Raw genomic sequence first — 24,997 nt, forward strand, 5'->3', positions numbered from 1 at the left:
GCGGCCGGTTAGCGTTGCAACAGCGATTGAAAATGGGTGTAGACGCGCTCGGCGTCCGGCTCGAGGCCCGTAAAAATGCGCATCGCGTCGACCGCCTGGTAGACCGCCATGCCGCCGCCGCTCAGCGTGCGGCAGCCGAGCGCCTCGGCCGCCTGCAGCAGCGCTGTGCGAATCGGGAAATAGACGATGTCGGCAACCCACAGGTCGCGGTGCAGCAATTCGGCCGGCAGCGGCAGGCCGGGCATTTTGGCCATGCCGGTCGGCGTCGCGTGAATCAGTCCTTGCGCGGCGGCGAGCGATTCTTCGAGCGAGGTGCCCGCGCTGACCTTGGCTTTCGGGAAACGCGCCTGCAATTCGTCGGCGAGCGATTGCGCGCGGGCGGCATCGACGTCGAACAGCGTCAGCGACTGCGCGCCCATGTTCAGCGCCGCGTGCGCGACCGCCGCGCCGGCTCCGCCGGCGCCCAGCTGCACGACGCGCTCCAGCGACACGTCCGGCAGGCCGCGCTGGAACGCGCGCGCGAAGCCGGACCAGTCGGTGTTGTGACCGATACGCTTGCCGTCCTTGAACAGCACGGTGTTGACCGCGCCGAGCGCGCGAGCGTCGTCGGACAGTTCATCGAGCAGCGGAATTACCGCCTGCTTGCACGGATAGGTAATGTTCAGGCCGTTGTAACCCATCCGTTCGGCCGCGGTCAGCAGTTCCGGCAGCGCGGCGGAATCGAGCTTCTGCGCATCGAGATCGATGCGTCGATACACGTAATGCAGACCGAGTTTGCTGCCCTCTTCCTCGTGCATTGCGGGCGTGAGCGAACCGCTGATGCCCGAGCCGATCAGTCCGACCAGAAAGGACTGGGGCGTGGCCCGCAAACTCGCCTGCGCATTGGCCAACGCGGTGATCTGCGCGTCGGTCCGGGGATTTTCCTGAGTGTTCGCTTGAGTGTTCATTTCGCCGCCCTATTCTTAAGAATCGTCGCCATCCGTTCCAGCGCGAGCACATAACCCTGCGTGCCGCAGCCGACGATGATCGCGTCCGCCACCGCCGACACGTACGAGTGATGCCGGAACGCTTCGCGCCTATGCACGTTCGAGATATGCACCTCGATGACGGGCTTTTCGATCGCCGTCAGCGCGTCGGCGATTGCAACCGACGTATGTGTGTACGCGGCCGGATTGATCACGATGCCGTCGACCTTGGTGCGCGCCGCGTGCAGCCAGTCGATCAGTTGATGCTCGGCGTTCGACTGGCAGAAGTCGATCGCGAGGTCGAGGCGCTCGCCCGCGTCGCGGCACAGCTTCGCGACGTCGTCGAGCGTTTCCGAGCCATAGATGGCCGGCTCGCGCGTGCCCAGCAGATTGAGGTTCGGTCCGTTCAGGACCAGTACGGAGGCAAAGCTCATGACAACGACTCCCACAAAATGAAGCGCGACTCGAACCGCTGCTCTCGCGACGGTTCTTCGACGCATGACGAAGTGTGCACTCATCGGCCGTCGCCGTCATTCGGGGTTTCTACGAATTTGTACCATCTAGTTAGTTTGTATAGACTGGCGAAACTCCCGGCTAATGTGGGGTATTCTGGTCTGCGTCTTGCTGCAGTGCGTAACGAAATAGCTCATTTGCGCATTGCAGCAAGCCCGGCAGGCCGCGTCCGAAGGCGCGCCGCAGCGGTTTGTCTGCTTGTTTCCCTTTCGTTTGTCCGTCTTTGCAGGAGCCGTTCATGCAACGTTCGATAGCCACCGTGTCGATAAGCGGCACCCTCGTCGAGAAGCTGAGCGCGATCCGCGCGGCAGGCTTCGAAGGTGTCGAAATCTTTGAGAACGACTTGCTGTATTTCGACGGCTCGCCGGCCGACGTGCGCCGCATCGCCGACGACCTCGGCCTGAAGATCATGCTGTTCCAGCCGTTTCGCGATTTCGACGGCGTCAGTCCCGAGCGGCTCGAGCGCAACCTCGATCGCGCGAAGCGCAAGTTCGACGTGATGCACGAGCTGGGCACGGACCGGATCCTCGTGTGCAGCAACGTGTCGCCCGAGACGATCTGCGACGACTCACTGATGATCGACCAGTTGGGCGCGCTGGCGCGCGCGGCCGAAGCGGCCGGCGTAATCGCCGGTTACGAGGCGCTCGCCTGGGGCAAGCACGTGAAGACGTACCGCCACGCGTGGAAACTCGCCGACGCCGTGAACCATCCGAGCCTCGGGCTCGTACTCGACAGCTTTCATACGCTGTCGCTGAACGACACGCTCGACGCGATCGCCGAGATTCCGGGCGAGCGCATCGCGTTCGTGCAGATCGCAGACGCGCCGAAGCTCGCGATGGACGTGCTCGAATGGAGCCGCCACTACCGCTGCTTCCCCGGCCAGGGCGACTTCGATCTCGCGAACTTCACCGCGCAGGTCGTCAAGGCCGGCTATAAGGGCCCGCTCTCGCTGGAAATCTTCAACGACGGCTTTCGCGCCGCCCCCACCACGATCACGGCCGCCGATGGCCATCGCTCGCTGTTGTTCCTCGAAGAGCAAACTCGCGCGCTGCTCGAAGAGCGGCAGCAGCCGCAGAAGACATCGGGCGACCTGTACCGCTCGCCCGCCGCACCCGCGCACGTCGGCTATCAGTTCCTCGAATTCGCGGTCGATCACACCACCCGCGCGCAGCTCGCCGACTGGCTCGGCAAGCTGCGCTTTCGCCAGGCCGGCCAGCATCGTTCGAAGGACGTGACGCTGTATCAGCACGGCGCGGCATCCATCGTGCTGAACGCCGAGCCCGATTCGTTCGCGAACGCGTTTTTCCAGCAGCATGGCTTGTCGCTGTGCGCATCGGCGTTTCGTGTCGACGACGCGAGCCAGGCATTCGAGCGCGCCGCCGGCTTCGGCTACACGCCGTTCTCCGGCCAAATCGGGCCGAATGAGCGCGTGCTGCCGGCCGTGCAGGCACCGGACGGGAGCCTGAACTATTTCGTCGACGAAACGCCGGATCAGCCCACGCTGTTCGAGGCCGATTTCGTGCTGACTGACATCAACGGGCCGACCGAGGTGGGACCGCTCGAGCGCATCGATCACGTGTGCCTGTCGGTGCCGGCGAGTGCGCTCGATACGTGGGTGCTGTTTCTGCGCACCGCGTTCGGCTTCCAGGCCGAGCCGGGGGTGCTCGTGCCCGATCCGTACGGCCTCGTGCGCAGCCGCGCGCTGCGCAGCGCCGACGGCTCGGTGCGGATCGCACTGAATGCATCGGTGGATCGCCATACCGCGGTAGCCGAGGCGCTGCACATGTATCACGGTTCCGGACTGAACCACGTCGCTTTCAGTACCGGCGACATCTTCAGCGCGATCCCCGAGTTCGTCGCCGACGGCGTGCCGATCCTGCGCATTCCGCGCAATTACTACGACGACCTCGCGGCCCGCTACGCGCTGTCCGACACGCTGCTCGAAGCGATGCGCGCAAACAATATCCTGTACGACCGCGACGAACGCGGCGGCGAGTTTTTCCACGCTTATACGGAGCAACTCGACCAGCGCTTCTTCCTCGAAATCGTCGAGCGGCGCGGTGGTTATGACGGCTATGGCGCGGCCAATGCGGCGGTGCGGCTCGCGGCTCAGGCGCAGCGCCGCAAGTAGCGGGCAGGCAGACACCCGAGGCGGCGGCTTCGTCATTGAAAAGTCGCCGCGTCGATACGGATTTCGTCTTCTCAGGCACGCGATTTGCGCCCCCAACGGGCAGGTTCGCCGTCTCGATATAATGGCGGCTGTTTTGCGGTCCAGCCCGCGCGACGTGTGGACCCTCGGCCGAATCGCCGAATCAACGCCAGGAGAGATATGAAGAAGTTCGCTGCAGTCCTGTCCCTTTCGCTGCTTCTCAACGCTTGCGCGTATTTCCAGAAAGACCCCGATTCCGGCGAACCCGTCACGGACACGACGACGCAGCGTTCGGTCGACGACGTCGTCGCCTGTCTGACGCAGTTGGCCAACCACCACAACGCCGCGTTCAAGTCGACCGGGATCCCGCAAGGCCAGATGCTCGACTTTGGCGACTCGAACATCATCAAGGTACGCAGTGACAATGGCGCGACAACTTACCGTTTCTATGCGGGCAAGCGTCATGTAAGCAACCTGTGGATCGAATCGGCAGCCAAAACCTGCGCGCCATAAGGCTTTATGGCGCAAAAAACCGAAGTTGCGGGCGCCGGAATTTGATCCATTGCAACGTTCATGTCACGGTGTTACAGGACAATGGAGTCTTAAGAATCGTTTAAGACTTCGTCCGCAACATCCCCGGACATGTCCCCGCACGAGGTGCGCTCCATGAACCAGCCCGAACCGAATACCAACGAAACGCCGGCCAAGCGGCCCACTATCCTGCGCCGTCTGTTGAGCCATCACGAACTCGCTACGCTGCTGCTGTTGTTGCACGCACCGATCGATGCATCCGCAAAACCCGAAATTCCGCAGCTTTACGAAGCAGGTCTCGTCGAGACCGTTTCGAACGACGCGGGCAACTCGCATATCCGCCTCACGTCCGAGGGTAATGCGGTGTTGCGGGGGCTTGGGGTGAAGTAAAGGACGACCATCGTAAAGATTTGAGGCCGCGGCAACGATGACGTTACCGCGGCCTTTTTCATTTAAGCCTTTCAAGCCTGCCACACCCCATACCCCGCCTCGCGCAACCCGATCGCCAGCTCCACTTCCATATCCTGCGCGCCGCGGTAAGGCATCGGGTTGAACACTTCGTACAGTTCGGGCATCAGACGCAAACCATAGTCGCGCACATACCGGTTGGCTTGAATGCCTGCCTTGTGCCGATCGAAGCGCAAGTCCGGGTCGAGCCCGGTCATGCCGACGTACACGCACGGCTTGTCGAAACGGTAATCGGGATTCGCGCGACGAAAGCGCGCCTCATTCCACACCTGGTCGTCGAGCGCGACGACGTACACGTAATAGTGATGCCCGCGACCCGCCATCACACGCCCGATGCCGCTCAGCCGCGCAGCGTACCGTGCAGCAACATCCGGTACTCGGTCGGTGTGACGCCGACGGTCGCCTTGAATTGCCGCGTGAACGCGCTGTGATCGGTGTAGCCGCAACGCGCGGCGACGTCGGTGACCTTGTCATGAGAAACCAGAAGCGCGGTTGCCGCATCGAGCCGCGTTTTCAGCAGCACCTGGCGCGGCGTCAGATGAAACACCTTGTGAAAATAGCGCTCCAACTGCGCGACCGACATGTCCGCCATCGCCGCAAGCTGCTTCAGGTTCAGCGGCTGCACGTAATTCTCCTGGATCGACTGCACGACGGCTGCGAGCCGGCTGTAGGCCGGGTGGCTGCTTTCGTCGGCTTTCAGATCGCGGGAGATGCCGGCGAGGCCGACCACCTTGCCGCTCGCATCGCGCAACGGCTGTTTGCAGGTCAGGCACCAGCCCGGTTGACGGCCCGGATACAGATGCAATTCGAGCTGATCGAGCATCTGGTTGCCGACGCCGATGATCGCCTTGTCCTGCGCGGTATAGATGCGCCCGAAGCGGCGCGGAAACACGTCTTCCGCGGTCTTGCCGAGCAGCGCCGCCTTTTCCTTGAAGCCGCAACGCGAGGCCAGCGTGCGGTTCACGAGCGCGTAACGCGCGTCCGCGTCCTTCACGAAGAACACGACGTCCGGCATTGCATCGAATACCGGCTCGAGCAACCTGAAATGCGACAGCATGCCGGACAGCGTCGTATCGTCCGGTTCGAGCGGATGAGCCAGCGTGTTCATCGTGCGGTTCCGTTGGTGCGTGCCTGGTTGATTGCGTTGGGTTGCGTTCGCGGATCGCTGCGCGGTGCGGCCGGGCAGCCTGCTCGTGCAGTTGATAGCAATCGATTATAGAGCCGCGCGCCGCCCGCCAATATCCGCCGAGGGTAAGCGCGGAGCCGTCATGGCGCCGCTGTCGGCGGCTCGGCGGCGCTCATCAGCGTGCCAATTTGCGCCGGGCTAAATGGCGGACGTGCCGCAGCGGCCGGCCAGCCGAAGTACAGGCTCGCGGCCACGCCGCAGATGCGCCCCTGGCAAGGGCCCATGCCGCAGCGCGTCTGCAGCTTCGCGTCACGCCAGTCGGCGCAGCGGCGCACCTCGCCGACGCTCACGTCCTCGCAACGGCATAGCAGCGTCGCGTCGGCGGGCGGCGTGCGAGCCGCCTCGCCCAATGCGAACGACGCCGCGACGCGCGCGCCAAAGCCCCGCCAGCGCGCGCGCTGCATAACGAGCGCCGTCAGCGCGGCGCGATGGGTCGCCGCCGCGCCGCTCGCCACGAGCCCGGCGATCTCGCCTTCCGCGCAAGCGAGTTCCGCGCCGCCGACGCCCGTGCACTCGCCCGCCGCATAAACGCGCTCGAGCGAGGTGCGCTGCCCAGCGTCGACGACGATTTCACCCGCGTCGTTAATCGCGCAGCCGAGCGCCTGGGCAAGCGTGACGTTGGGCAGCAGTCCGTAGCCGCACGCGAGGCGGTCGCAGTCGAGCGTCTCGTCGCGCTCGCCGCGCCGGATCGTCACCTGCTGCACGCGCTCGGCACCGCGGGCTTCGCGCACGATTCTGCCGGTCCAGTAGCGCAGTCCCGCGAAACCGCGCGTGAGGCTGATCGCCTGACGCAGCTTCGCAGGCTCGCGCAGCAGCGACACGCCGAAACGCGCGACCTCGGCCGCCGATGCCTGTTCGACCACCGCGATCACATGCGCGCCGGCCTCTCGCGCGGTGGCCAGCGCGGCCATCAGCAGCGGGCCGCTGCCGGCGATCACGATGCGTTCGCCGCGCACCGGCATGCCGCCTTTGATCAGCGCCTGCAATGCGCCCGCGCCGGTTACGCCGGGCAAGGTCCAGCCGGGAAACGGCAGAAGACGCTCGCGCGCGCCGGTCGCGAGAATCAGTCTGTCGTAGGTGATCGACACGCCGCCGTGTTCGGCGGATTCGAGCAGCAAAGCTTGCGCGCCGAGCGGCGCAACCACGCGCGTCGATGGCCAGTAAGTGAAGTTTTGCTGCGATTGCAACGCTGCGAGTAACGCATGCAGCGGCGCTTGCGGCGGATAGGTGGGCCCCTGGCGCCAGATCTGGCCGCCGGCGCGCGGGTTGTCATCGATCTGCGCGACCGTCGCGCCTGCCTGCGCCGCCGCTCGCGCGGCATTGAGCCCGGCCGGACCACCGCCGATCACCACGATGTCGAAGTGCTGCGTCATGCGTGTACGGTCCCGTTTCGTGTCTGCACGCGCTGGCCGTCGCGGCACAGCGTCTGGCACGCGAGCACGTACGCGAGGCCGTCGATCGTCACGCGGCACTCCTGACACACGCCCATCCCGCACAACGCGTCGCGCGGCTCGCCTGTGACCGATAGACGCGAGCCGCGGATACCCGCAATAGCGAGCGCCGCGGCCACGGTCGTGCCGGGTTCCACTTCGATGCTGCAACCATCGACCGTCAAACGGATGCTAGCCGCGTCAGTGTCAGTCATGGGCCACCTGTTCAGCAAAACGGACCGGCAAATAAGGTTCGAACGGAATCGGCGCGGCGTGGCCCGCGATCTGCGCCGCGAGGAGTTTCGCGGTCGCAAGAGAGGTCGTTACGCCCAGTCCTTCGTGACCGACCGCAAGCCATACGCGGGACGTGGAACCAGCGCCAACTTCGGGTGCAAACTCGCCGGCCGGTCCGATCAGCGGCAAGCCGTCCGGAGACGCGGCACGAAAGCCCGTCCACGCGCGGAGGCCGCTGAGCGTCGGCAACGCCGGCAGATATTGCGCTGCACGTTGCAGCATCTGCGCGAGCACGGGCATCTCGACGGCGGGATCGGTCGTTTCGAACTGGCGCGACGAGCCGATCAGCAATTGCCCGGTCGGACGCGGCTGCGCGTTGAACGCGACCGACGTGCCGGTCGCGTGATGTGCGCTCTTGACGTAGCCGAGCTCCAGCAGTTGATGACGGATGAGCCCCGGGTAGCGGTCGGTGATCAGCAGATGGCCTTTCTTCGGCTGCATCGGCAGCGACGGAAGCAATTGCGCCACGCCGATGCCGTTCGCGACGATCACGTGCGCCGCGCTGATGCGCTCGCCGCTCGCCAGCGTCACACCACCCGCATCGATCGACGTGACCTGCGCACCGAGCCGCACGCCGATGTTCGCCGCGTGCGGCGATTGGGCGAGCAGCCATTCGGCGGCGGTCGGCGCATACACGATGCTGTCGTGCTCGATGCGCAAGCCGCCGGCCATCGATGGCGCGAGCGCCGGTTCGCAGGCGCGCAACCCGGCTGCGTCGATCAGTTGCGCGGCGACGCCTTGGCTCTCAAACGCCGCATGCATTGTGCGCGCGGCTTGCCATTCTTCGTCGTCGGCTGCGACCCACAGTGTGCCGCAGCGCGCGAACGCGTCGCGCGCGCGAAGCTGCGGCGCGAGTTCGAGCCACAGCTCGCGCGAATAACGGCTCAGTGCGAATTCCGCGGGCGAGTCGTTCATCACGACGATATGGCCCATGCCGGCCGCCGTCGCGCCGCCGCCGATGCGCTGCGCGTCGAGCACGTCGACACGCATGCCGAGCGCGGCCAGTTCCGCCGCGCACGCGGCACCGACGATACCCGCTCCGATGATCAGCGCGTCCGGGCTCATGCGGTCCGGATACCCCACGCAAACGGATCGCGCTCATCGAAACACAGACGCCCCTCGGCCATGATGTGCGCGTGACCGGTGATGGTCGGAATCACGCGGACGCCGTCGTGAACGCCATCGCCCGCGGCGCGATAGCTCGCCTCGAATACGCTGCCGATGATGCTCTCCTGGCGCCACACCGCGCCTTCGGCGAGCTTGCCGTCGGCCGCGAGGCACGCAACCTTCGCGCTGGTGCCGGTGCCACACGGCGAGCGGTCGTACGCATTGCCCGGACACAGCACGAAGCTGCGGCTGTCGATGCCCTCGCGCGAGCCCGGTCCGAACAGCTCGATATGGTCGATCAGCGCGCCGTTCGCGCCGGTGATGTTCTGTGCGATCAGCGCGTCGCGAATCGCCGAGCTGAAAGCCGTCAGGCTCGCGATGTTCGCGGCTTCGAGCTCGTGCCCATGCTCGGCCACGAGGAAAAACCAGTTGCCGCCCCAGCCGATGTCGCCGGTCAGCACGCCATAGCCAGGCACGTCGACCTGCACGGCCTTGCGGTGGCGATACGCGGGCACGTTGCGCACCGCGACGCCGCCGTCTTCGTTCAGCGTCGCCTCGACCACGCCGACCGGCGTTTCGATCCGGTGCCGTCCCGGCCCGATCCGCCCCATGTGCGCGAGCGACACGACGAGCCCGATCGTGCCGTGACCGCACATGCCGAGATAGCCGACGTTGTTGAAGAAGATCACGCCGGCCGCGCAGCTAGGATCGTCGGGCTCGCAGAGCAGCGCGCCGACCACCACGTCCGAACCCCGTGGTTCGGTGACGATGCCGGCGCGCCAGTCGTCGAAGCGGGTGCGGAAAACGTCGAGCCGTTGCGCGAGCGTGCCGCCGCCCAGATCCGGGCCACCCGACACCACGAGGCGGGTAGGCTCACCGCCGGTGTGCGAGTCGATGATGTTGAGGGTTTTCATGTCGCCCATGGTAGGAATCGCGGGCGGGTGGGTCTTGGTGCGCGTGCGCGCGGATTGAGACGATTTCGGCATACCGGGACGATGTGTGATCCGCCGCGCGCGCGGCGTGCGGAACGTCCCGCTATTCGGTACCGGCGTCGACAAACATCACTCCGAACCCGGCACCGAACGCCGCTGGCCAGCCCGACAGCCTATAACGCGGATTTCAGCATATACCCGGCCGACTGCAAATCTTCATTCGCTGAGCACGTGGTCACCGACCCGCAGCAACCGGTAGCCGCTCCTGTATACAGGCTGCAGCCGGAAACCGTTACGCGGCTCGATCGCGAGCAACAGACGCAGCCGCGACACGTGACTGTCGATGGTCCGCGTGTATTCGCGCAACTCGCGGCCCCACACCGTCGCGAAGATATGGTCGCGCGACATCACGCGATCGATATTGGAAAAGAGCAGCACCGCGATCCGGTACTGCGTGGGCGACAACGGTACCGGCTCGCCATGCAGCGCGACCGCCCGGCGATGCGTGTCAAAGCGATAAGGGCCGATCTCGAAGCAGGTCGCGGCGCTGAAGCTCACCGGGTAAGCGCGCCGCAGCAGCGCCGCGACTCGCGCGCGAAACTCGGCGTCCCGCAACGGCAACGCGAGGTATTCGTCGGCGCCGCCAGTGAGCGCGCGCACCATGCTTTCCTCCGACCTGTCGTTCGACACGAACATGATCGGCACATGCTCGCCTGCCACGACGCGCATCGAGCGCAACAGGTCCGCTCCGGCGGGCCGCGTATCCTGCCAGTCGAGCACCAGCAGATCCATGGTGGAGTGCACGAGCGATTTCGACATCGCGCGGCCGTCGTCATACGCGGCGCAGAAATGGCCGGCTCTCACCAGCATTGATTTAATGGACTGACGCATGACCGGGTCACGCTGAAGGACAGCAACGCGCATGGAATGACTCTCGATAAGGATTCGCGGGCCATTCTCCGGGGCGCACCCCGGTCCCTCCCTTCGGAGCATTCCGAATTTCGGCGCTTTCTTCGCCCAACTGGGCGCTTCCGCGGCACTTCCGCTTTCATCCTGTAAAATTCGCGCCGGCCTCCGTCGTCAGCGCGCCCGCCCTATCCGGACGGCGCGCCCGTGTCCCGTGCTCTACCCAGCGCCTGCCACACTTCTCGCCCGACGACCGCCGTATGTCCACGCGTGACCCGCGTGGCTCCCAATTCAACAAAAGACATGGCAATGCAAGCAACAAATCTGGGTGGAGCACAGGCTGTCACCCCACGCCCGCTTGGGCACAGCGATTACAAGACACTCGGTCTCGCCGCGCTCGGCGGAGCGCTCGAGTTCTACGACTTCATCATCTTCGTTTTCTTCGCGCCCGCGATCGGCCAGCTGTTCTTCCCGGCGGCGATGCCGGACTGGCTGCGCCAGGTACAGACTTTCGGCATTTTCGCGGCCGGTTATCTGGCGCGGCCGCTCGGCGGCATCATCATGGCGCACTTCGGCGACCTGTTCGGCCGCAAGCGCATGTTCACGCTGAGCGTGCTGCTGATGTCGGTGCCGACGCTGCTGATGGGCCTGATGCCCACCTACGCGAGCATCGGCGTGCTCGCGCCGGTGCTGCTGCTGCTGTTCCGCGTGATGCAGGGCGCGGCGGTCGGCGGCGAAGTGCCGGGCGCATGGGTGTTCGTGTCCGAGCATGTGCCCGGGCGGCACGTCGGCTACGCGTGCGGCACGCTGACGGCCGGCCTCACCGCCGGCATTCTGCTCGGCTCGCTGATCGCGTCGGCGGTCAATCGCCATTTCACGCCGGCCGATATTTCCGAGTTTGCGTGGCGCATTCCGTTCCTCATCGGCGGCGTGTTCGGCATGTTCTCGGTCTACCTGCGCCGCTGGCTGCACGAGACGCCGGTGTTCGCCGAGCTGAAGCAGCGCAAGGCGATCGCCGCGGAAGTGCCGCTGAAGGCCGTACTGCGCGATCACGGCCGCGCGGTGATCGTGTCGATGCTGCTCACGTGGATGCTGTCGGCGGCGATCGTCGTCGTGATCCTGATGACGCCGACGCTGCTGCAAAAGCAATTCCACATCGAGCCGGCTACCGCGCTGCTCGCGAACTGCGTCGCGACGCTGTGCCTGACGATCGGCTGCGTGATGGCGGGTTCGATCGCCGGACGGTTTGGCGCGGGCCGCACGATTTTCGTCGGCGGCGTAGCGCTTGCGATTACGTACTACGTGATGTTTCGCCAGTTGGCCGTCGACACGTCCCTGCTCGTGCCGCTGTACGCGCTCGCCGGGCTGTTCGTCGGCGTGATCGGCGCGATTCCGCTCGTGATGGTCCGCGGATTCCCGCCGGTCGTGCGCTTCTCGGGCATCTCGTTCTCGTACAACGTCGCGTACGCGGTGTTCGGCGGTCTGACGCCGATCGCCGTTTCGCTGATGATGAAGTCGAACCCGCTGGCCGCGCCGCTGTACGTCGCGGCGATCTGCGTGCTGGGCGCACTGACCACGCTGTTCATCAAGGACGCGCCGCAGGGGCGTTGAGCCGACGCCGCATCTCGCTTCGTCGATCCGCATCCAGCGTGTCGACGAAGCGCCCCGCGACGGCGCGGTTTTCGACGCGCCGTCACTCGCACGGGCGACATCCATACTTCACGCCGCGCCGAAACGTGGCACGCTGCATCGGGCATACGATGCAGTCATGAACTCATCCAAATCCTCCTTTTCGCCCACCCTCGGCCGCGTTCTCGCGACCGTCAGCGTCGGCTTCGTGGTCACGCAACTCGACGTGACCATCGTCAATATCGCGCTGCCGCGAATCGGCGCGGATCTGCACGCGAACGTCGCGGGACTGCAATGGGTCGTCGACGCGTACACGCTCGCGTTCGCCGTGCTGATGCTGTCGGCCGGCGCGCTCGGCGACCGCTTCGGCGCGCGGCGCATGTACGCGTGCGGAATCGTGCTGTTCGCGCTGGCGTCGCTGGCCTGCGGACTCGCGCTCGACGCGCCGATGCTGGTCGCCGCGCGCGCGGTGCAAGGCATCGGCGCGGCCGCGATGCTGCCGAATTCGCTCGCGCTGCTCAATCAGTCGTTCGGCCACGAACCGAAGCTGCGCGCACGCGCGGTCGGCCTGTGGACCGCGTCCGGCGCGATTTCGATCGCGGCGGGGCCGGTGGCCGGCGGTCTGCTGATCGCCGCGTTCGGCTGGCGCAGCATCTTCCTCGTCAATCTGCCGATCTGCGCGGCCGGCCTGCTCGCGACGCTGCTGTGGATTCCGCGTCCGCAAACCGCGCAGCGCGGCGCGCCCGCCGCCGCTCGCGGCAACACCGGCGCGACGCCGCGCGGCATCGATCTCGGCGGCCAGGGTCTCGCGATCGTCGCGCTGACCGCGTTCGTCGCCGCGGTGATCGAATGGCGGCCGCTCGGGCTCGCGCATCCGCTGGTCGCCGGCGGCTTCGTGCTGGCGCTGCTGGCGGCGGTCGCGTTCGTGTTCGTCGAAGCGCGCGTCGCGAGCCCGATGCTGCCGCTGTCGCTGTTCGGCACGCGCACGTTCAGCGCCGCGGTGCTGTTCGGTATCTGCGTGAACCTGACGTATTACGGCATGGTATTCGTGCTGAGCCTTTACCTGCAGCGTGTGCGTGGCTACACGCCGCTGCAGGCGGGCCTCGCGTTCCTGCCGCTGACGGGCGGCTTCCTGGTCTCGAACGTCGCGAGCGGCTGGGTGATCGGCCGCCTCGGGGTGCGCGTGCCGATGATCCTCGGCGCGATCACGGCCGGTCTCGGCTACGGCCTGCTGCATCTCGTCGATGCCGACACGCCGCTGATCGGCCTGCTGCTGCCGTTTTTGCTGATTCCGTCAGGCATGGGGCTCGCGGTGCCGGCGATGACGACGGCGGTGCTCGCCTCGACCGAAGCGCGGCGCGCGGGCACGGCGTCGGCGGTATTGAACACGGCGCGCCAGGCCGGCGGCGCGGTGGGCGTGGCGGCGTTCGGTGCGCTCGCGGGCGGCGCGGCCGCGACCCAGATCGTGCCGGGGATGCAGGCGGCGACGGCTATTTCGGTGGGATTGCTGGTGCTGGGTCTCGTGCTTGCGTGCTTCGTGCATCCGGAGCCGCACGCGACGGCGTCGTCTGCGCGGGTGGCGAGAGCCGCGAGTAAGTAAGCGGTGTGTGTAACGCAGGCGCCTACAGCGACGCCTCCTGAATCGTGCCGGTATCGATTGCGCGCTCGATCAGGCCTTCGTTGCGCGCCTTGGCGATCGCATCGGCGACCAGTTTCTCCGGGTCTTCGATCTCCGCCTTCAGCGTGCCGATGAATCCGGACGCATCCAGAACCACTAGCGTCTTCGCGGAATCGGCGAGGCTGATGATCACGCGATGCGGCGTCGCCCCTTCGCCGAGACTCGCGCACAGTTGCGTGAGCTTGCCGCCGATCATTTGCTCGAAGTTCTGAATCATCATCTGCCCCCTTGAATGGTGCGGATTGGAACCCTGCTGGTAGCAGGATCCGGGCCGCGCCCTACAGGCCGCCGAGTCCGCTGCGCGGCGCGCGCGCGTTGTCGACGCTCAGACGCCCCGCGCCGGTGACGAACAGCAGCAGGAAACCGCCCGCGATTCCGATGTTCTTCCAGAAATGAATCACCATGTCGTGCTGCAGCGCAGGGTCGGTGATATTCCAGAAGTCGTGGCCGAGCACCGCGGTCGCGACCGTATACACCGCCATGACCAGCGCGAGGGGCCGTACCTTGAAGCCGATCACGAGCAGCAGGCCGCCGAGCACCTCGACCGCGGTTGCGATCGGCGCGGCGATCTGCACGAACGGCACGCCCTTCGAATGCAGGTAGCCGACGAAGCCCGCATAGCCCAGCAGCTTCATCACCCCGCTCCACAGGAACAGCACGGAAAGCGCAAGACGGGCGATGAAAATAATGCCGAAATCGACGGGACGCGACATGGGGGACTCCTGTAATGAATAAGCAGCAGACCCGAATAGACGGGCTCAGTTCCCCGCCTCGCCCCTGAGCATATGTGCAATGGCGACGATTTCCAAGCCCGCTCAGGCTGGTGGATAGGTGGCGACCTCGATCAGGTTGCCGTCCGGATCGCGGCAATACACCGAGGTCATCTTGCCGCGCGCGCCGTCGCGCTCCACCGGCCCCGCCTCGATCGCGACGCCTTGCGCGAGCCAGTGCGCCTTGACTTCGTCCGGGCTCGCGGTGGTCACGAAACACAGGTCGGCCGTGCCCGGCACCACCTCGCGCGACGTGAACCAGACGACGGTATCGGCCGACGCGGGACGCAGATTGATCTTCTGATTGCCGTAGGTCATCGCCACGCGCATGCCGCTGCGCGACGTGAACTCGGTGCGTCGCATGCCGAGCATCCGCGCGTACCAGGCCGCGCTCGCTTCGACGTCAGCGACGTTCAGAACGAGATGATCGAGACTGTCTAGCTGGAAGCTCATGGTTTTGTCCCGATGACGCGGGGAAGGTGGCCGCGACTATGCGCGCGGTGCGTCCGGCGCGAGCAACACGCCCTTCGTGAACACGAAGCAACCGTAGCCGCGCTCTTCGCCGGTCGCGATCACGCAGTATGCGCGGCGCGCACGCTCGTAAAACGCGAATCGCTCGATCGACACGAAGGGCACCTCGCGCCCCTCTCCCTCATTGACCTCGGCTTGCGCTTCGCGCTGCACGGCGGGAATCGTCTGCGGCTCGCCCACCACTTCCATGCGCGACGCGGGATGCTCGATGAAGGTGTCGAGCGGCAGCACCGACAGCACCGCGCGGATCGCGCGCGGCGAACTGACGCCGTCGAGCCGCAGCGGCCTGCCGAGCACGGTATCGCGCGCGACCGCGTCGGCCGGGAAGTTGGCGTCGCAGATCACGAGCTCGTCGCCGTGGCCCATCGAGCGCAGTGCGTGGAGGATATCGGCGTTCAGTAGCGGGTCCAGATTTTTCAGCACGGGGTCTCCTGGTCGTTCGGTTGGGAACATGCCGCGGCGGTGAGGTCGTGCGTGTCACGCGTCATCAGCACGACGATCGATTGTAGCAAGCGCGTCGCGGGTCTTGCGGCGCTGCGCTCGCACCGCATTGCCAGCGCAGCCATCCGACCAGAGCGAGCAGCACGAGCCCCGCGCCGCCGAGCACCGGCTCGCGCCAGCCGAACAGTGCGATGAACATGAACGCCCGCGCGCCGCCGAGCAGCGCAAAACCGGCGATCGCGCTCGATAACGCATCGAACGCGGCCGCGACACGCAGCAACGCGAGATGGACTTGGGCGGGCCTGGCAGCGGCGGGGTCGTGCATGATCGTCTCCGTGAAAAGCGCCTCAGGCGGCGCCGGGGGTTTCGTCGAGGAAACCGGTGACCGCTTGCAAGCGTCCATCGGCGTCCACCACGCCGAAGTCCGAGCCCTTCACGATCGCCTCGCCAGCTGGCGTCGTCAGCGCCCACGAGAAGCGCAGACGATTCGCGAAGCCGTCGACGTCGGTCGTACGGCGAAACGTGTGATGCGGAAAGCGCTCGTGCACCGCGCGGATCATCGCGTCGATGCCATCGTGGCCCGCCCCCGCCAGCAGCGGGTCGCGATAGTCGGCGTTGGCGCTCCACGTGGCCGCGATCAACTCCCGACGACGCGCGCCATCGGTCTCGTTCCAGGTGTCGAAATAACGGTCGATCAGATCGGTATGTGCATTCATCTCAAACTCCTCGATTGGCAGGACTGAGCGCTTCGCGCGTCATACGCATCGCATGCGGCGGGCTCGGAGTGAAGATTGACGGTTCGCGTGCACTGCGTCGATTACGTGGGAGGTAATCAAGCGGATGCAGCGTCGCTGTTACGCAGCGTCTTTCACTGTCCTTCACGCCAAATAGGCCATCCGGCCGAGTCGGCAAGAAACCTTTGCATCGCTAACCTCACGAAGCCTGCCGATGACTTCGCGAGGCGGGCAATGCAATGAACGGGAGGACGGCTTGGACCGCTTTATCGAGACACTTTTTTCGCTTGCACGACCGTATCCTCAAGGATACAATCATCCGCAGATCGAAACACCGCGCGCGTACACGATCAACTGCACCGAGGAGTTCGATCGTTGGCTTCACGGCCTCACCGACCTCAAGGCCAAGGCGCAAATTCTCGTGCGAATCCGGCGCGCGGAACGCGGACTTTTCGGCGACGCGAAGTTGCTGGAAAACGGCGTGTTCGAGATGCGCATCGATTGCGGCCCGGGTTACCGGGTCTACTACGCGCGCGAGGGGCGCATGATGTATCTGCTGCTGTGCGGGGGTATCAAGTCCACGCAGCAGGCCGATATCAGGCATGCCGGAACAATGTGGGCAACCATCAGAAAGGAACGGTCATGAGCAAAATCAAAACGGCGCGCTTCGACGCATCGAAGTACCTCGACAACGACGAGATGGTCGCGGCCTATCTGAACGCCGCGCTCGACCAGGGCGACTCCGACCTGCTGCTCGCCGCCATTGCGGACATCGCCAAGGCACGCGGCATCACGAAGATCGCCGCGGCAGCGGGCCTGGGCCGCGAAAGCCTGTACAAGACACTCGCGCCCGGCTCCAAGCCACGCATGGACACGGTCCTCAAGCTGGCGGGTGCGATCGGCGTCAAATTCACCGCCGTGCCGCTGCGCATGGCCGCCGCCTGAGCCGGGCGCGGCGCTGGCCAGTGCGTCGCGCGAATTCACGCGTGGCGGCCGGGGCCGGCGCAATCGTTGGTGTGAAGCGACGGTATCGGCCGCACGTCGCGTTGGTTGAAATTGGCGGGGCATTACCTCTCAGGTAATCGATTGCCTGCACGCTTTGACTATCATCGGTGGCATGAACACACTCTCTATCGCACAAACGGCTTCGTCATCCCCGTCGAGAGGCACTCGGGCGGTCGGCGAACTTCTCCGCGAATGGCGGCAACGGCGGCGCATGAGTCAGCTGCTGCTCGCCACGGAGGCCGACATTTCGACGCGCCATCTGAGCTTTGTCGAATCGGGGCGCGCACTACCGAGCCGGGAAATGGTCATGCATCTCGCCGAGCGTCTCGACGTGCCATTGCGCGCGCGCAATGCCCTGCTCGTCGCGGCCGGTTACGCGCCGCTGTTCCGCGAACGTCCGCTCTCCGACCCGCAGCTCTCCGCCGCGCGCGAAGCCGTCGAACTGGTCCTCAAGGGACACGAGCCCTACCCGGCCCTCGCGATCGACCGGCATTGGACCATCGTCGCGACCAACAATGCGCTTGCGCCGTTGTTGAGCGGCGCGAGCCCCGAACTGCTCAAGCCACCGGTCAACGCGCTGCGCCTGAGCCTGCATCCGCAAGGCATCGCGGCATCGATCATCAACTGGCATGCATGGCGCGAGCATGTGCTGGCCCGGCTGCAACGGCAGATCGACGTCAGCGGCGACGAGACGCTGAGCGCGCTGCGCGACGAACTGGCCGGCTATCCCGCGCCGCCGGGTGCCGACGCCTCGATGCCGGACGATGCCGTCCTCAACCAGATCGCCGTGCCATTGCGGCTGCGCACACCGCTTGGCGTGCTGTCGTTTTTCAGCACTACCACGGTGTTCGGCACGCCGGTGGACGTTACGCTGTCGGAACTCGCTATCGAGGCGTTCTTTCCAGCGGATCAGCAAACCGCGGCGGCGCTGCGCGAGTTTGCCGAACACCAGCGCGGCTAGTCTCTCGCGCACCCCGTCCGCCCGACCCAGCACGAACCAAGTGATATGTCCGTCAACGCCGACACCCTGCTCATCCGCCAACTCGGACCCGCCGGCCGGGACGCCTATTTCCAGCTTCGTCTGCGCGGGCTGAAGGCGCATCCCGCTTCGTTCGGACAAAGCTACGATGAAGCGCTCGCGAAAGGCCCCGCGCAGCATGACGCGACGTTGCTGGGCTCGGAGGCGGAAGGCTCGTTCCTGCTTGGCGCGTATGCATCGGCGGATGCTCCGTTGATCGGCGTCGTCGGTCTGCGGCGCAACCAGGCTCACAAGGAACGTCACAAGGCGAACGTGGTCGGCATGTATGTCGCACAGGAAGCGGCTGGTCGTGGGGTCGGGCGTGCGCTGCTCAGCGAGTTGTTGACGCGCGCGGCGCGCGTCGACGGTTTGCGGCAGGTGCAACTGACCGTGGGTAGCCGCAACGACGCGGCGCGCAAACTGTATGAATCGCTCGGCTTTCGCAAATATGGGTGCGAAGTCGGCGCGTTGGACGTCAACGGCGTATTCCACGACGAGGATCTGATGGCGAGATTCCTCGCATAGCGCTCACCTGCGGCCGATTCCGGTGCCTCGGCAAGGTTGTAAATATCAGCGCTCAATGCAGCAACATCTGTCAGGCATCCTGCACGGCTCTGGCTCGTCGCCGTCTTCGTCGGCAACGTAATCAGCACACGTTTGCGACCGCTTTTCGACTCGGGGCCGAATGCATCCGCCGGTCCGCCTGCCCATCAGCAATCGAGCCGTTACAAATCCCGCCCCACTTTGCATAGTTGTAACTGGGGGCGCATCAACCCGTTACACCCCTCATCCGTCCCTCACACGCCATGAAAGACGAGTATTTATTACCGTCTTTTCCATCGCTTTCCATTTCCTTTCCAATTCAAAACGAATTTACCGATCGCCTCGCGGCCCGAATGCGCGGCCGGGACAAGCGCGCTAGATTCCCGCGCAGCAAGGGTTTTCATGGATTAGAGGCGACTCTCGGAAGGCTAAAAACCCAGTTGGCATCATTCATTACAACGACGTGAAAAACTTACCGAAAAATGGTGTGGCTTTTTGAGATATTTTTTTGTGAAGGGATTGATTTCTGGTTTTACCCTTCATACAATTCGTCCCGAGCTGTTACGAAATGTAACGTCTTGTATCAAATGTTCGCTGTCTGTAGCAGGTAGCAACATGTAGCCGGAGGCAGCGTTTCCGGCGAGGCAGAAAAGACATAACGGCGCAAAGCCGACATAGAAATTCGGGGCTTCGGAAACAGAGAAAATGGACCGTAGCAGCGAGACGCTGGATTCAATCCGCGAGATCAATTTGTCTTACATCATGCTCGCGCAACGTATGTTGCGCGAGGACAAACCGGTCGGAATGTTCCGGCTGGGACTGTCGTCGGAACTGGCTGATTTGCTTGCCGGGCTGTCGCTCGCGCAAATCGTCAAGCTGGCCTCTTCCGACCAGCTTTTGTGCTTCTTCCGCTTCAACGACCACGCGATGCTGTCGGCGTTGACGCAAACGACGAAGCACGCCGCAGTTGCACCGACCCACACGGCGATTCTGCTTGCGGGCCAGCCCGCCGAGCAATTTGCCTGATCGAGACGACTGCAATGCTCAAGCGAAGCCTGACCGAAGATGCACAGGAAGTATTTCGCGCGATCGCACTGATCGAGCTCGGCGCCCGCATGCAGGTGCTAGAGAGCGAGCTCACGCTGTCGCGCGACCGTATGATCCGCCTGTATCGTGAGGTCAAGGGCGTATCGCCGCCCAAGGGCATGCTGCCGTTTTCGGCGGACTGGTATATGACGTGGCTCGCGAACATTCACGCGTCGCTGTTCTACAACACGTACCTGTTCCTGAAGAACGAAGCGCGCTGCTCGCATCTGGATGCGCTGACCAAGGGATATCGGTTGTATCTCGAGCACTGTCAGCACAGCGAAACCGAGCCGGTGCTCGATCTGACGCGCGCGTGGACGCTCGTGCGTTTCTTCGACGCGGACATCCTGCAGCTGACCAAGTGCTGCCGCTGTACCGGCAAGTTCGTCGCGCATAAGCACGACCTGCAGCACAACGTCGTGTGCGGCGCGTGCCAGCCGCCGTCGCGTGCCGGCAAGACGAAGAAGGCAGCCGCCGCGCGCCGGGAAGCGCTCGGTGCGGCACAGGCCGCGCAGGCCGCCTGACCGCTCGAGGCGCCCGTCGCGAGACGCGGCCAACCCGTTTCAAACCGAAGCTCACGTGGATCCGCGCAGTGATTGAACTGCGCGGATTTTTTTTCGCCTTCGCGCCGGGCCAACCGGCGTTCAAATGAATCTTCGCCGCCGGTCAGCTCAACCGGCCAGCCCCACCGTCTGGACGACGAGCCACAGATTCGCGGCACTGATCACAACAAATAGCGTCCACACGAGCAGGCGCGTCGGCAGCGTGTTGGCGAATTCGCCCATCAGCGAACGGTCGCTCGTCATGCGGATCAGCGGATAAAGTGCGAACGGCAGTTGCAGGCTCAGCACGACCTGACTCGCGACGAGCAGTTGACCGACCGCGCCATTGCCGAGCATTCGCACGCCGATCAGCGCCGGAATCAGCGCGAGCGCTCGCGTGATGAAGCGCCGCTGCCAGCACGGAATCTTCATCTTCAGGAAGCCTTCCATGATGACCTGCCCCGCCACGGTGCCGGTGAACGTCGAGCTTTGTCCCGACGCGAGCAGCGTGATCGCGAACAGGAACGCGGCGAAGCCGGTGCCGACGATTGGCGCTAGCAGCCGGTAGGCGTCCTCGATCTGCGTGACCTGGTTGTGGCCCGTCGCATGAAACGCGGCGGCCGCGAGAATCAGGATCGCCATGTTGATCAGCGCCGCGAGCACGAGCGATGCGATCGTGTCGATACGCGACATGCCGATCGCCGAGCGGATGCTGGCCGAATCGCGCTTCACCGCGCGCGTCTGTACGATGGACGAGTGCAGATACAGGTTGTGCGGCATCACCGTCGCGCCGAGAATGCCGATCGCGAGATACATCGGCTCGCGCGAATTCAACGCCTGCCACGACGGAATCAGCCCTTGCGCGACCGACGGCCAATGCGGCCTGACGAGCGCAAGCTCGATGATGTAGCCGACGCCGATCGTCGCGATCAGGCCGAGCATGATCGCTTCGAGATCGCGAAAATTCTTGCCCTTCAGGCCGAGCACGATCAGCGTGTCGAACGCGGTGAGCAACACGCCGGTGGTCAGCGAGCAGTTGAACAGCAGATGAAACGCAAGCGCGCCGCCGAGCACTTCGGCGAGATCGCAGGCGATGATCGACAGCTCCGCGAGCAGCCACTGCGCACGCGCGACGCCCGGCGAATAGCGCGTGCTCGACAGTTGCGCGAGGTCGCGCCCGGTCGCGATGCCGAGCCGCATGCTCAGGCATTGCAGTGCCATCGCCGCGAGGCTCGACAGCAGCACGACGAATAGCAGACTGTAGCCGAAGCGCGAACCGGCTTCGATCGCGGTGGCCCAGTTGCCCGGGTCCATATAGCCGATCGATATCAGCAGGCCGGGCCCCGCGAATTGCAGAATCTTCTTCCAGAACGGCGCGCCCGCGGAGACGGCGACCGAGCCCTGGACCTCGGACGGACAGAACGGCGCTGTGGCGGTTGTAGGTAGTTTGAACAGCAAGCCGGAAATCTCTCGAGAGGAATCGACGCGACGCCTCGGGCGGGCGTCGCAAACGGCCTCAAGTGTACAGAGAAACCTCCGGCAATGTCCCGCTCAGCGCGTAGCGGCCGACGTCGCGCACGCGGTAGTCGAGCGGATCGTGCAGCGTGTGCACGCGCGCGTTGCGCCAGAAACGATCGAGCGCGAGCGGCGCATGAGTCGCGCGTGCGCCGCAGGCGTCGAAAAGCTTTTCGCCGATGTCGAGCGCCGCCCGATGCGCGACGATCTTCGCTTCCGATGTTGCGAGCGCGACCCGCGCACGGCTCTCGGCATCGAGCTTTGCGCGTTGCTGCCACGCTTCGTCGAGCGCGTTCGCGGCGCGCGCGGCCAGCGCCGCGGCGCTGACCGTCTGGATATGCATTTCGCCGAAGCGCTGGATCAGGTAGGGGTCGTCGGTCGCTTTGGCGACGCCGGACGCGATCCACGGCCGGCCATGTTCGTGCACGTACGCTCGCGCTTCTTCGAGCGCGCCCTGCGCGATCCCGACGAACAGATTGGTCAGCACCTGTTGCGAGATCAGCGTGCGCAGGCTCGCGTGCGGCGTGTCGGGTCGTTCGAGCACCTCTTGCGGCTCGACCCTGACCCGCGCGAACGACACGCTGCCGCTGTCGGTCTGCCGCTGGCCGATCGGGTCCCAGTCGTCGTGAACGGTGATGCCTTCGCGCGTGGTCGGCACCGCCGCGAATACGGGTTTGCCGGTCGATGGATCGTGCGCGGACACGGTCATCATCTGCGAGCCGCGCGTACCGGAACAGAAGCCTTTCTCGCCGTCGAGCAGGTAGCCGCCATCGTGCGTCGATGTAGCAACGAGACGCGCATCCAGTGGATTCACCGCATTGCCCCACCACCAGCGATGCTCGACGGTGCCGCGCAGATATTTCTCGCGCTGCCGTGAATTGCCCCACAGGTCGATGCTGACCACCTGCAGACAGGTGAAGCCGACCAGATGCGCGAGCGCGCTATCGACGCGCGCAAGCTCACGCACCACGTCGTAGATCGCGGACCAGCGCGCGCCCGCGCCGCCGAATTCGCGCGGCACGGCGAGCGTCAGCAGGCCCGCGTCGGCGATCCACTGCTTCTGCTGCGCAGCGTGACCGCCTTCGCGATCGCGCTGCGCGGCGCTCGCGCGCAACGCGGCGAGCAGTGTGGTGAGGTCGCGCGCGCAAGCCTGATGCTGCTGCTCGCGAAACTGCTCGATGCCGTCATGCACGAAAGTCACTGGCTTGCCCTAGGTTCGTCGTTGGCTGGATCGGACGATGATAGGGAGCCGCGCGCACGTGGTCTACGAAGCGATTTGCACAAGGAAAGCGCGAAAAACGATTTGCATGAAAAACGCCGGGCGGCGCTTGCGCGCGGCCCGGCGTGATTGATGAGCTTGATGAAGCGCTTGCTACAGGTTAGTAATTCAGCGCTTCGCCACTTGCTGTGCCGTCGAAACGGCTGCAGCTTCAGCCGAGGAACCGGAAGCACCGGCCGGCACCGGCACCGCCCCCACCGCCGTACCCCCCGCCGTCACATCGCCCCAACCGCCACCGAGCGCGCGAATCAGGTTCACGGTTGCAACAGCCTGCGTGCCCGCCAGATGGCTCGCCTGCAATTGCGACTGCAGCACCTGCCGCTCACCATCGATCACGTCGAGATAGCTGACAGCGCCCTCCGTGTACTGCGTGCGCGACAGATGCGCGGCGCGCTGCGATGCATCGACCGCGTCGTTCTGCTCGCGCATCTGATCGTCGAGCAAACGCAGATCGGCGAGATTGTCTTCGACTTCACGGAACGCCACGAGCACCTGCTGGCGATATTGAGCGACGTCCTCGTCGTACTTCGAACGCGCCTGAGCGAGATTGGCCTTGCGACGGCCGCCGTCGAAGATCGGCATCGTCAGCGCGGTACCTACGGCCGGACCGAGGATGAACGCGCGGCTCGACCACATGAACAGATCGCCGAGCGTCGCGGATTCAAAGCCGAACGCACCGGTGATGTCGAGCTTCGGGAAGAACGCCGACTTCGCGAGCCCGACGCGCGCATTCGCCGCCTGCATCGCGCGTTCGGCTGCCGCGATGTCAGGCCTGCGTTCGAGCAGCGCCGACGGCAAACCGGCCGGCACGCGCACCGTCACCAGCGCGAGCGGTTGTTCCGCGAAGCTGAAATCCGCGGGCGGCTTGCCGAGCAGAATTGCGAGGCTATGCTCGGAGGCCGCCCGCTGCCGCGCGACGCCGACCGCATCGGCACGCGCGCTGGCGAGCTCGTTACGCGAACGCGACAGATCCAGCTCGCTGATATCGCCTTCCTTGAAGCGCCGCTGGACGAGCTTCAGCGTCTCCTCGCGCAACGCGACGGTGCGGCGGTACAGCTCCTGGTCCGTGTCGAGCTCTCGCAACTGGAAGTAGTTCTGCGCGACGTCGGTCTGCAACGACAGCTGCACCGAACGGAACAGCGCTTCGCTCTGCTGCTCGTCCGAACGCGCCGCGTTCACGTTCGAGCTGACGCGCCCGAACAGATCCGCTTCATACGATGCGCCGACCTGCGCGCGCCAGATCGTGCCGGTCGTGCCGCCCGCACTGTCCGGCTGGAATTGCGATGCCGCCGACGCGCGTTCGCGCGTCGGGCCGAAGCCCGCGTCGAGCTTCGGGAACCAGTCGGACTTCGCGGCCTGCGTGACCGCGCGTGCCTGCTGCACGCGCGCGGCCGCGGCCTTCAGGTCCTGGTTCGCCGCGGCAGCTTGTTCTTCGAGCGCGTCGAGTTGCGGGTCGCCGAACACCTTCCACCATTCGCCGCGCAGCGCATTGTCGGCGGGTTCGGCCGGCTTCCACGTGCCGTTGTTTTGTGCCGCCCCGGCCGAACCAGGCGCCGCGCCCGACGCCGCAGCAGCCGACGTCTTCACCGCGGGCGCTTCCTTGAACGCCGCCGGCGTATCGACGTCGGGACGCTTGTACGTCGGCTCGACCGAGCAAGCGGCCAGCAGCGCAATCAGCAAACCGCTCGCGGCCGCGCGGCCCCATCCGCGCAAGGATGCAAAGCGAGATTCAAAGCGTTTCATTG

29 protein-coding genes are annotated in these 24,997 nt (G+C 65.3%); 11 read left to right on the forward strand and 18 right to left on the reverse strand.

All coding sequences use genetic code 11. The features are described from left to right. Positions 1–8: 8 nt before the first annotated feature. Entirely contained in the window at positions 9–947 is a 939-nt protein-coding gene (locus tag ACLFKU_RS13805; protein WP_368582353.1) for a shikimate dehydrogenase, read from the reverse strand. Continuing rightward, positions 944–1,399, reverse strand: a complete 456-nt coding sequence (aroQ, locus tag ACLFKU_RS13810) for a type II 3-dehydroquinate dehydratase (protein WP_018434232.1) — start codon at positions 1,397–1,399, stop codon at positions 944–946. Before aroQ ends, ACLFKU_RS13805 begins: the two co-directional genes overlap by 4 nt. Before the next feature lie 317 nt (positions 1,400–1,716). On the opposite strand from aroQ, the gene ACLFKU_RS13815 reads away from it, so the two are divergent. The 3 genes from ACLFKU_RS13815 (at position 1,717) to ACLFKU_RS13825 (ending at position 4,548) form a co-directional block, all read left to right on the forward strand. Next, entirely contained in the window at positions 1,717–3,609 is a 1,893-nt protein-coding gene (locus ACLFKU_RS13815) for a bifunctional sugar phosphate isomerase/epimerase/4-hydroxyphenylpyruvate dioxygenase family protein (RefSeq protein ID WP_410849460.1), read from the forward strand. Between the two features lie 198 nt (positions 3,610–3,807). Beyond that, on the forward strand, positions 3,808–4,140 hold the full coding sequence (locus tag ACLFKU_RS13820; RefSeq protein ID WP_176106532.1) for a hypothetical protein: 333 nt from the start codon (positions 3,808–3,810) through the stop codon (positions 4,138–4,140). A gap of 153 nt (positions 4,141–4,293) precedes the next feature. After that, positions 4,294–4,548 (forward strand): hypothetical protein, encoded by a 255-nt coding sequence (locus ACLFKU_RS13825; RefSeq protein WP_368582351.1) that lies wholly within the window; start codon positions 4,294–4,296, stop codon positions 4,546–4,548. A gap of 71 nt (positions 4,549–4,619) precedes the next feature. On the opposite strand, the gene ACLFKU_RS13830 is transcribed toward ACLFKU_RS13825, so the two are convergent. The 7 genes from ACLFKU_RS13830 to ACLFKU_RS13860 all read right to left on the reverse strand — a co-directional run bounded on the left by ACLFKU_RS13830 (position 4,620) and on the right by ACLFKU_RS13860 (position 10,499). Further along, entirely contained in the window at positions 4,620–4,949 is a 330-nt protein-coding gene (locus ACLFKU_RS13830) for a hypothetical protein (protein ID WP_368582484.1), read from the reverse strand. A gap of 17 nt (positions 4,950–4,966) precedes the next feature. Then, positions 4,967–5,734: an AraC family transcriptional regulator gene (locus tag ACLFKU_RS13835; protein WP_152851539.1), complete on the reverse strand. Its 768-nt coding sequence runs from the start codon at positions 5,732–5,734 to the stop codon at positions 4,967–4,969. A 158-nt stretch (positions 5,735–5,892) separates the two neighbouring features. Next, entirely contained in the window at positions 5,893–7,185 is a 1,293-nt protein-coding gene (locus ACLFKU_RS13840; RefSeq protein ID WP_410849461.1) for an FAD-dependent oxidoreductase, read from the reverse strand. Then, entirely contained in the window at positions 7,182–7,457 is a 276-nt protein-coding gene (locus ACLFKU_RS13845; RefSeq protein WP_410849462.1) for a (2Fe-2S)-binding protein, read from the reverse strand. Before ACLFKU_RS13845 ends, ACLFKU_RS13840 begins: the two co-directional genes overlap by 4 nt. Next, positions 7,450–8,601 carry an NAD(P)/FAD-dependent oxidoreductase gene (locus ACLFKU_RS13850; protein ID WP_410849463.1) on the reverse strand — a complete coding sequence of 384 codons (1,152 nt, stop codon included), beginning with the start codon at positions 8,599–8,601 and terminating at the stop codon, positions 7,450–7,452. The genes ACLFKU_RS13845 and ACLFKU_RS13850 overlap by 8 nt, the downstream gene beginning before the upstream one ends. Continuing rightward, positions 8,598–9,566: a 4-hydroxyproline epimerase gene (locus ACLFKU_RS13855; protein ID WP_410849464.1), complete on the reverse strand. Its 969-nt coding sequence runs from the start codon at positions 9,564–9,566 to the stop codon at positions 8,598–8,600. The genes ACLFKU_RS13850 and ACLFKU_RS13855 overlap by 4 nt, the downstream gene beginning before the upstream one ends. A 225-nt stretch (positions 9,567–9,791) precedes the next feature. After that, positions 9,792–10,499 carry a response regulator transcription factor gene (locus tag ACLFKU_RS13860; RefSeq protein WP_410849465.1) on the reverse strand — a complete coding sequence of 236 codons (708 nt, stop codon included), beginning with the start codon at positions 10,497–10,499 and terminating at the stop codon, positions 9,792–9,794. A gap of 291 nt (positions 10,500–10,790) precedes the next feature. Between ACLFKU_RS13860 and ACLFKU_RS13865 the strand changes: the two genes are divergently transcribed. Together ACLFKU_RS13865 and ACLFKU_RS13870 are read left to right on the forward strand one after the other, a co-directional pair. Beyond that, positions 10,791–12,092: an MFS transporter gene (locus ACLFKU_RS13865; RefSeq protein ID WP_410849466.1), complete on the forward strand. Its 1,302-nt coding sequence runs from the start codon at positions 10,791–10,793 to the stop codon at positions 12,090–12,092. Positions 12,093–12,249: 157 nt separating this feature from the next. Next, positions 12,250–13,710: an MFS transporter gene (locus ACLFKU_RS13870; RefSeq protein WP_410849467.1), complete on the forward strand. Its 1,461-nt coding sequence runs from the start codon at positions 12,250–12,252 to the stop codon at positions 13,708–13,710. A gap of 22 nt (positions 13,711–13,732) precedes the next feature. Here ACLFKU_RS13870 and ACLFKU_RS13875 read toward each other — a convergent pair whose 3' ends face one another. The 6 genes from ACLFKU_RS13875 to ACLFKU_RS13900 form a co-directional block, all read right to left on the reverse strand. Further along, positions 13,733–14,005 carry a hypothetical protein gene (locus ACLFKU_RS13875; RefSeq protein WP_368715157.1) on the reverse strand — a complete coding sequence of 91 codons (273 nt, stop codon included), beginning with the start codon at positions 14,003–14,005 and terminating at the stop codon, positions 13,733–13,735. Positions 14,006–14,066: 61 nt separating this feature from the next. Then, entirely contained in the window at positions 14,067–14,501 is a 435-nt protein-coding gene (locus ACLFKU_RS13880; RefSeq protein ID WP_410849468.1) for a DoxX family protein, read from the reverse strand. Between the two features lie 102 nt (positions 14,502–14,603). Further along, positions 14,604–15,011 (reverse strand): VOC family protein, encoded by a 408-nt coding sequence (locus ACLFKU_RS13885; RefSeq protein ID WP_410849469.1) that lies wholly within the window; start codon positions 15,009–15,011, stop codon positions 14,604–14,606. 36 nt (positions 15,012–15,047) lie between these two features. Further along, positions 15,048–15,512: an RbsD/FucU family protein gene (locus ACLFKU_RS13890; protein WP_368582341.1), complete on the reverse strand. Its 465-nt coding sequence runs from the start codon at positions 15,510–15,512 to the stop codon at positions 15,048–15,050. A 64-nt stretch (positions 15,513–15,576) separates the two neighbouring features. After that, a complete protein-coding gene (locus tag ACLFKU_RS13895) occupies positions 15,577–15,855 on the reverse strand; it encodes a hypothetical protein (protein ID WP_368582340.1) in 279 nt (92 codons plus the stop codon). A gap of 22 nt (positions 15,856–15,877) precedes the next feature. Then, positions 15,878–16,246 (reverse strand): nuclear transport factor 2 family protein, encoded by a 369-nt coding sequence (locus tag ACLFKU_RS13900; protein WP_410849470.1) that lies wholly within the window; start codon positions 16,244–16,246, stop codon positions 15,878–15,880. 274 nt (positions 16,247–16,520) lie between these two features. On the opposite strand from ACLFKU_RS13900, the gene ACLFKU_RS13905 reads away from it, so the two are divergent. From ACLFKU_RS13905 to flhC, 6 genes are all read left to right on the forward strand, one after another. Next, the gene (locus ACLFKU_RS13905) at positions 16,521–16,910 is read left to right on the forward strand and encodes a type II toxin-antitoxin system RelE/ParE family toxin (RefSeq protein WP_368582338.1); all 390 of its coding nucleotides are present in this window, start codon (positions 16,521–16,523) and stop codon (positions 16,908–16,910) included. Then, positions 16,907–17,209 carry an addiction module antidote protein gene (locus ACLFKU_RS13910; protein WP_368582337.1) on the forward strand — a complete coding sequence of 101 codons (303 nt, stop codon included), beginning with the start codon at positions 16,907–16,909 and terminating at the stop codon, positions 17,207–17,209. The genes ACLFKU_RS13905 and ACLFKU_RS13910 overlap by 4 nt, the downstream gene beginning before the upstream one ends. A 172-nt stretch (positions 17,210–17,381) precedes the next feature. Then, entirely contained in the window at positions 17,382–18,230 is an 849-nt protein-coding gene (locus tag ACLFKU_RS13915; protein WP_368582336.1) for a helix-turn-helix domain-containing protein, read from the forward strand. A gap of 45 nt (positions 18,231–18,275) precedes the next feature. Beyond that, a complete protein-coding gene (locus ACLFKU_RS13920; RefSeq protein WP_410849471.1) occupies positions 18,276–18,812 on the forward strand; it encodes a GNAT family N-acetyltransferase in 537 nt (178 codons plus the stop codon). Between the two features lie 723 nt (positions 18,813–19,535). Then, the gene (gene flhD, locus ACLFKU_RS13925; RefSeq protein ID WP_018434215.1) at positions 19,536–19,856 is read left to right on the forward strand and encodes a flagellar transcriptional regulator FlhD; all 321 of its coding nucleotides are present in this window, start codon (positions 19,536–19,538) and stop codon (positions 19,854–19,856) included. A gap of 14 nt (positions 19,857–19,870) precedes the next feature. Further along, a complete protein-coding gene (gene flhC / locus ACLFKU_RS13930) occupies positions 19,871–20,440 on the forward strand; it encodes a flagellar transcriptional regulator FlhC (RefSeq protein ID WP_368582334.1) in 570 nt (189 codons plus the stop codon). Between the two features lie 147 nt (positions 20,441–20,587). On the opposite strand, the gene ACLFKU_RS13935 is transcribed toward flhC, so the two are convergent. From ACLFKU_RS13935 to ACLFKU_RS13945, 3 genes are all read right to left on the reverse strand, one after another. Further along, positions 20,588–21,916: an Nramp family divalent metal transporter gene (locus tag ACLFKU_RS13935; RefSeq protein WP_410849472.1), complete on the reverse strand. Its 1,329-nt coding sequence runs from the start codon at positions 21,914–21,916 to the stop codon at positions 20,588–20,590. Positions 21,917–21,974: 58 nt separating this feature from the next. Continuing rightward, on the reverse strand, positions 21,975–23,174 hold the full coding sequence (locus ACLFKU_RS13940; RefSeq protein WP_410849473.1) for an acyl-CoA dehydrogenase family protein: 1,200 nt from the start codon (positions 23,172–23,174) through the stop codon (positions 21,975–21,977). Positions 23,175–23,360: 186 nt separating this feature from the next. Continuing rightward, the gene (locus tag ACLFKU_RS13945; protein ID WP_410849474.1) at positions 23,361–24,995 is read right to left on the reverse strand and encodes an efflux transporter outer membrane subunit; all 1,635 of its coding nucleotides are present in this window, start codon (positions 24,993–24,995) and stop codon (positions 23,361–23,363) included. Positions 24,996–24,997: the final 2 nt, after the last annotated feature.

Source organism: Paraburkholderia sp. EG304 (genome assembly GCF_046543485.1).
Classification (GTDB): Bacteria; Pseudomonadota; Gammaproteobacteria; order Burkholderiales; family Burkholderiaceae; genus Paraburkholderia; species Paraburkholderia youngii.

What these genes read in the sequence shown, in the direction of transcription:
- ACLFKU_RS13835 (WP_152851539.1), bottom strand. Translation starts at nt 5,734, where the DNA reads ATGAACACGCTGGCTCATCCGCTCGAACCGGACGATACGACGCTGTCC.
- ACLFKU_RS13900 (WP_410849470.1), bottom strand. Translation starts at nt 16,246, where the DNA reads ATGAATGCACATACCGATCTGATCGACCGTTATTTCGACACCTGGAAC.
- ACLFKU_RS13830 (WP_368582484.1), bottom strand. Translation starts at nt 4,949, where the DNA reads ATGGCGGGTCGCGGGCATCACTATTACGTGTACGTCGTCGCGCTCGAC.
- ACLFKU_RS13865 (WP_410849466.1), top strand. Translation starts at nt 10,791, where the DNA reads ATGCAAGCAACAAATCTGGGTGGAGCACAGGCTGTCACCCCACGCCCG.
- ACLFKU_RS13815 (WP_410849460.1), top strand. Translation starts at nt 1,717, where the DNA reads ATGCAACGTTCGATAGCCACCGTGTCGATAAGCGGCACCCTCGTCGAG.
- ACLFKU_RS13875 (WP_368715157.1), bottom strand. Translation starts at nt 14,005, where the DNA reads ATGATTCAGAACTTCGAGCAAATGATCGGCGGCAAGCTCACGCAACTG.
- ACLFKU_RS13895 (WP_368582340.1), bottom strand. Translation starts at nt 15,855, where the DNA reads ATGCACGACCCCGCCGCTGCCAGGCCCGCCCAAGTCCATCTCGCGTTG.
- ACLFKU_RS13820 (WP_176106532.1), top strand. Translation starts at nt 3,808, where the DNA reads ATGAAGAAGTTCGCTGCAGTCCTGTCCCTTTCGCTGCTTCTCAACGCT.
- ACLFKU_RS13860 (WP_410849465.1), bottom strand. Translation starts at nt 10,499, where the DNA reads ATGCGCGTTGCTGTCCTTCAGCGTGACCCGGTCATGCGTCAGTCCATT.
- flhC (WP_368582334.1), top strand. Translation starts at nt 19,871, where the DNA reads ATGCTCAAGCGAAGCCTGACCGAAGATGCACAGGAAGTATTTCGCGCG.
- ACLFKU_RS13880 (WP_410849468.1), bottom strand. Translation starts at nt 14,501, where the DNA reads ATGTCGCGTCCCGTCGATTTCGGCATTATTTTCATCGCCCGTCTTGCG.
- ACLFKU_RS13870 (WP_410849467.1), top strand. Translation starts at nt 12,250, where the DNA reads ATGAACTCATCCAAATCCTCCTTTTCGCCCACCCTCGGCCGCGTTCTC.
- ACLFKU_RS13805 (WP_368582353.1), bottom strand. Translation starts at nt 947, where the DNA reads ATGAACACTCAAGCGAACACTCAGGAAAATCCCCGGACCGACGCGCAG.
- ACLFKU_RS13840 (WP_410849461.1), bottom strand. Translation starts at nt 7,185, where the DNA reads ATGACGCAGCACTTCGACATCGTGGTGATCGGCGGTGGTCCGGCCGGG.
- ACLFKU_RS13855 (WP_410849464.1), bottom strand. Translation starts at nt 9,566, where the DNA reads ATGGGCGACATGAAAACCCTCAACATCATCGACTCGCACACCGGCGGT.
- ACLFKU_RS13910 (WP_368582337.1), top strand. Translation starts at nt 16,907, where the DNA reads ATGAGCAAAATCAAAACGGCGCGCTTCGACGCATCGAAGTACCTCGAC.
- ACLFKU_RS13945 (WP_410849474.1), bottom strand. Translation starts at nt 24,995, where the DNA reads ATGAAACGCTTTGAATCTCGCTTTGCATCCTTGCGCGGATGGGGCCGC.
- ACLFKU_RS13920 (WP_410849471.1), top strand. Translation starts at nt 18,276, where the DNA reads ATGTCCGTCAACGCCGACACCCTGCTCATCCGCCAACTCGGACCCGCC.
- ACLFKU_RS13850 (WP_410849463.1), bottom strand. Translation starts at nt 8,601, where the DNA reads ATGAGCCCGGACGCGCTGATCATCGGAGCGGGTATCGTCGGTGCCGCG.
- ACLFKU_RS13845 (WP_410849462.1), bottom strand. Translation starts at nt 7,457, where the DNA reads ATGACTGACACTGACGCGGCTAGCATCCGTTTGACGGTCGATGGTTGC.
- ACLFKU_RS13825 (WP_368582351.1), top strand. Translation starts at nt 4,294, where the DNA reads ATGAACCAGCCCGAACCGAATACCAACGAAACGCCGGCCAAGCGGCCC.
- aroQ (WP_018434232.1), bottom strand. Translation starts at nt 1,399, where the DNA reads ATGAGCTTTGCCTCCGTACTGGTCCTGAACGGACCGAACCTCAATCTG.
- flhD (WP_018434215.1), top strand. Translation starts at nt 19,536, where the DNA reads ATGGACCGTAGCAGCGAGACGCTGGATTCAATCCGCGAGATCAATTTG.
- ACLFKU_RS13885 (WP_410849469.1), bottom strand. Translation starts at nt 15,011, where the DNA reads ATGAGCTTCCAGCTAGACAGTCTCGATCATCTCGTTCTGAACGTCGCT.
- ACLFKU_RS13915 (WP_368582336.1), top strand. Translation starts at nt 17,382, where the DNA reads ATGAACACACTCTCTATCGCACAAACGGCTTCGTCATCCCCGTCGAGA.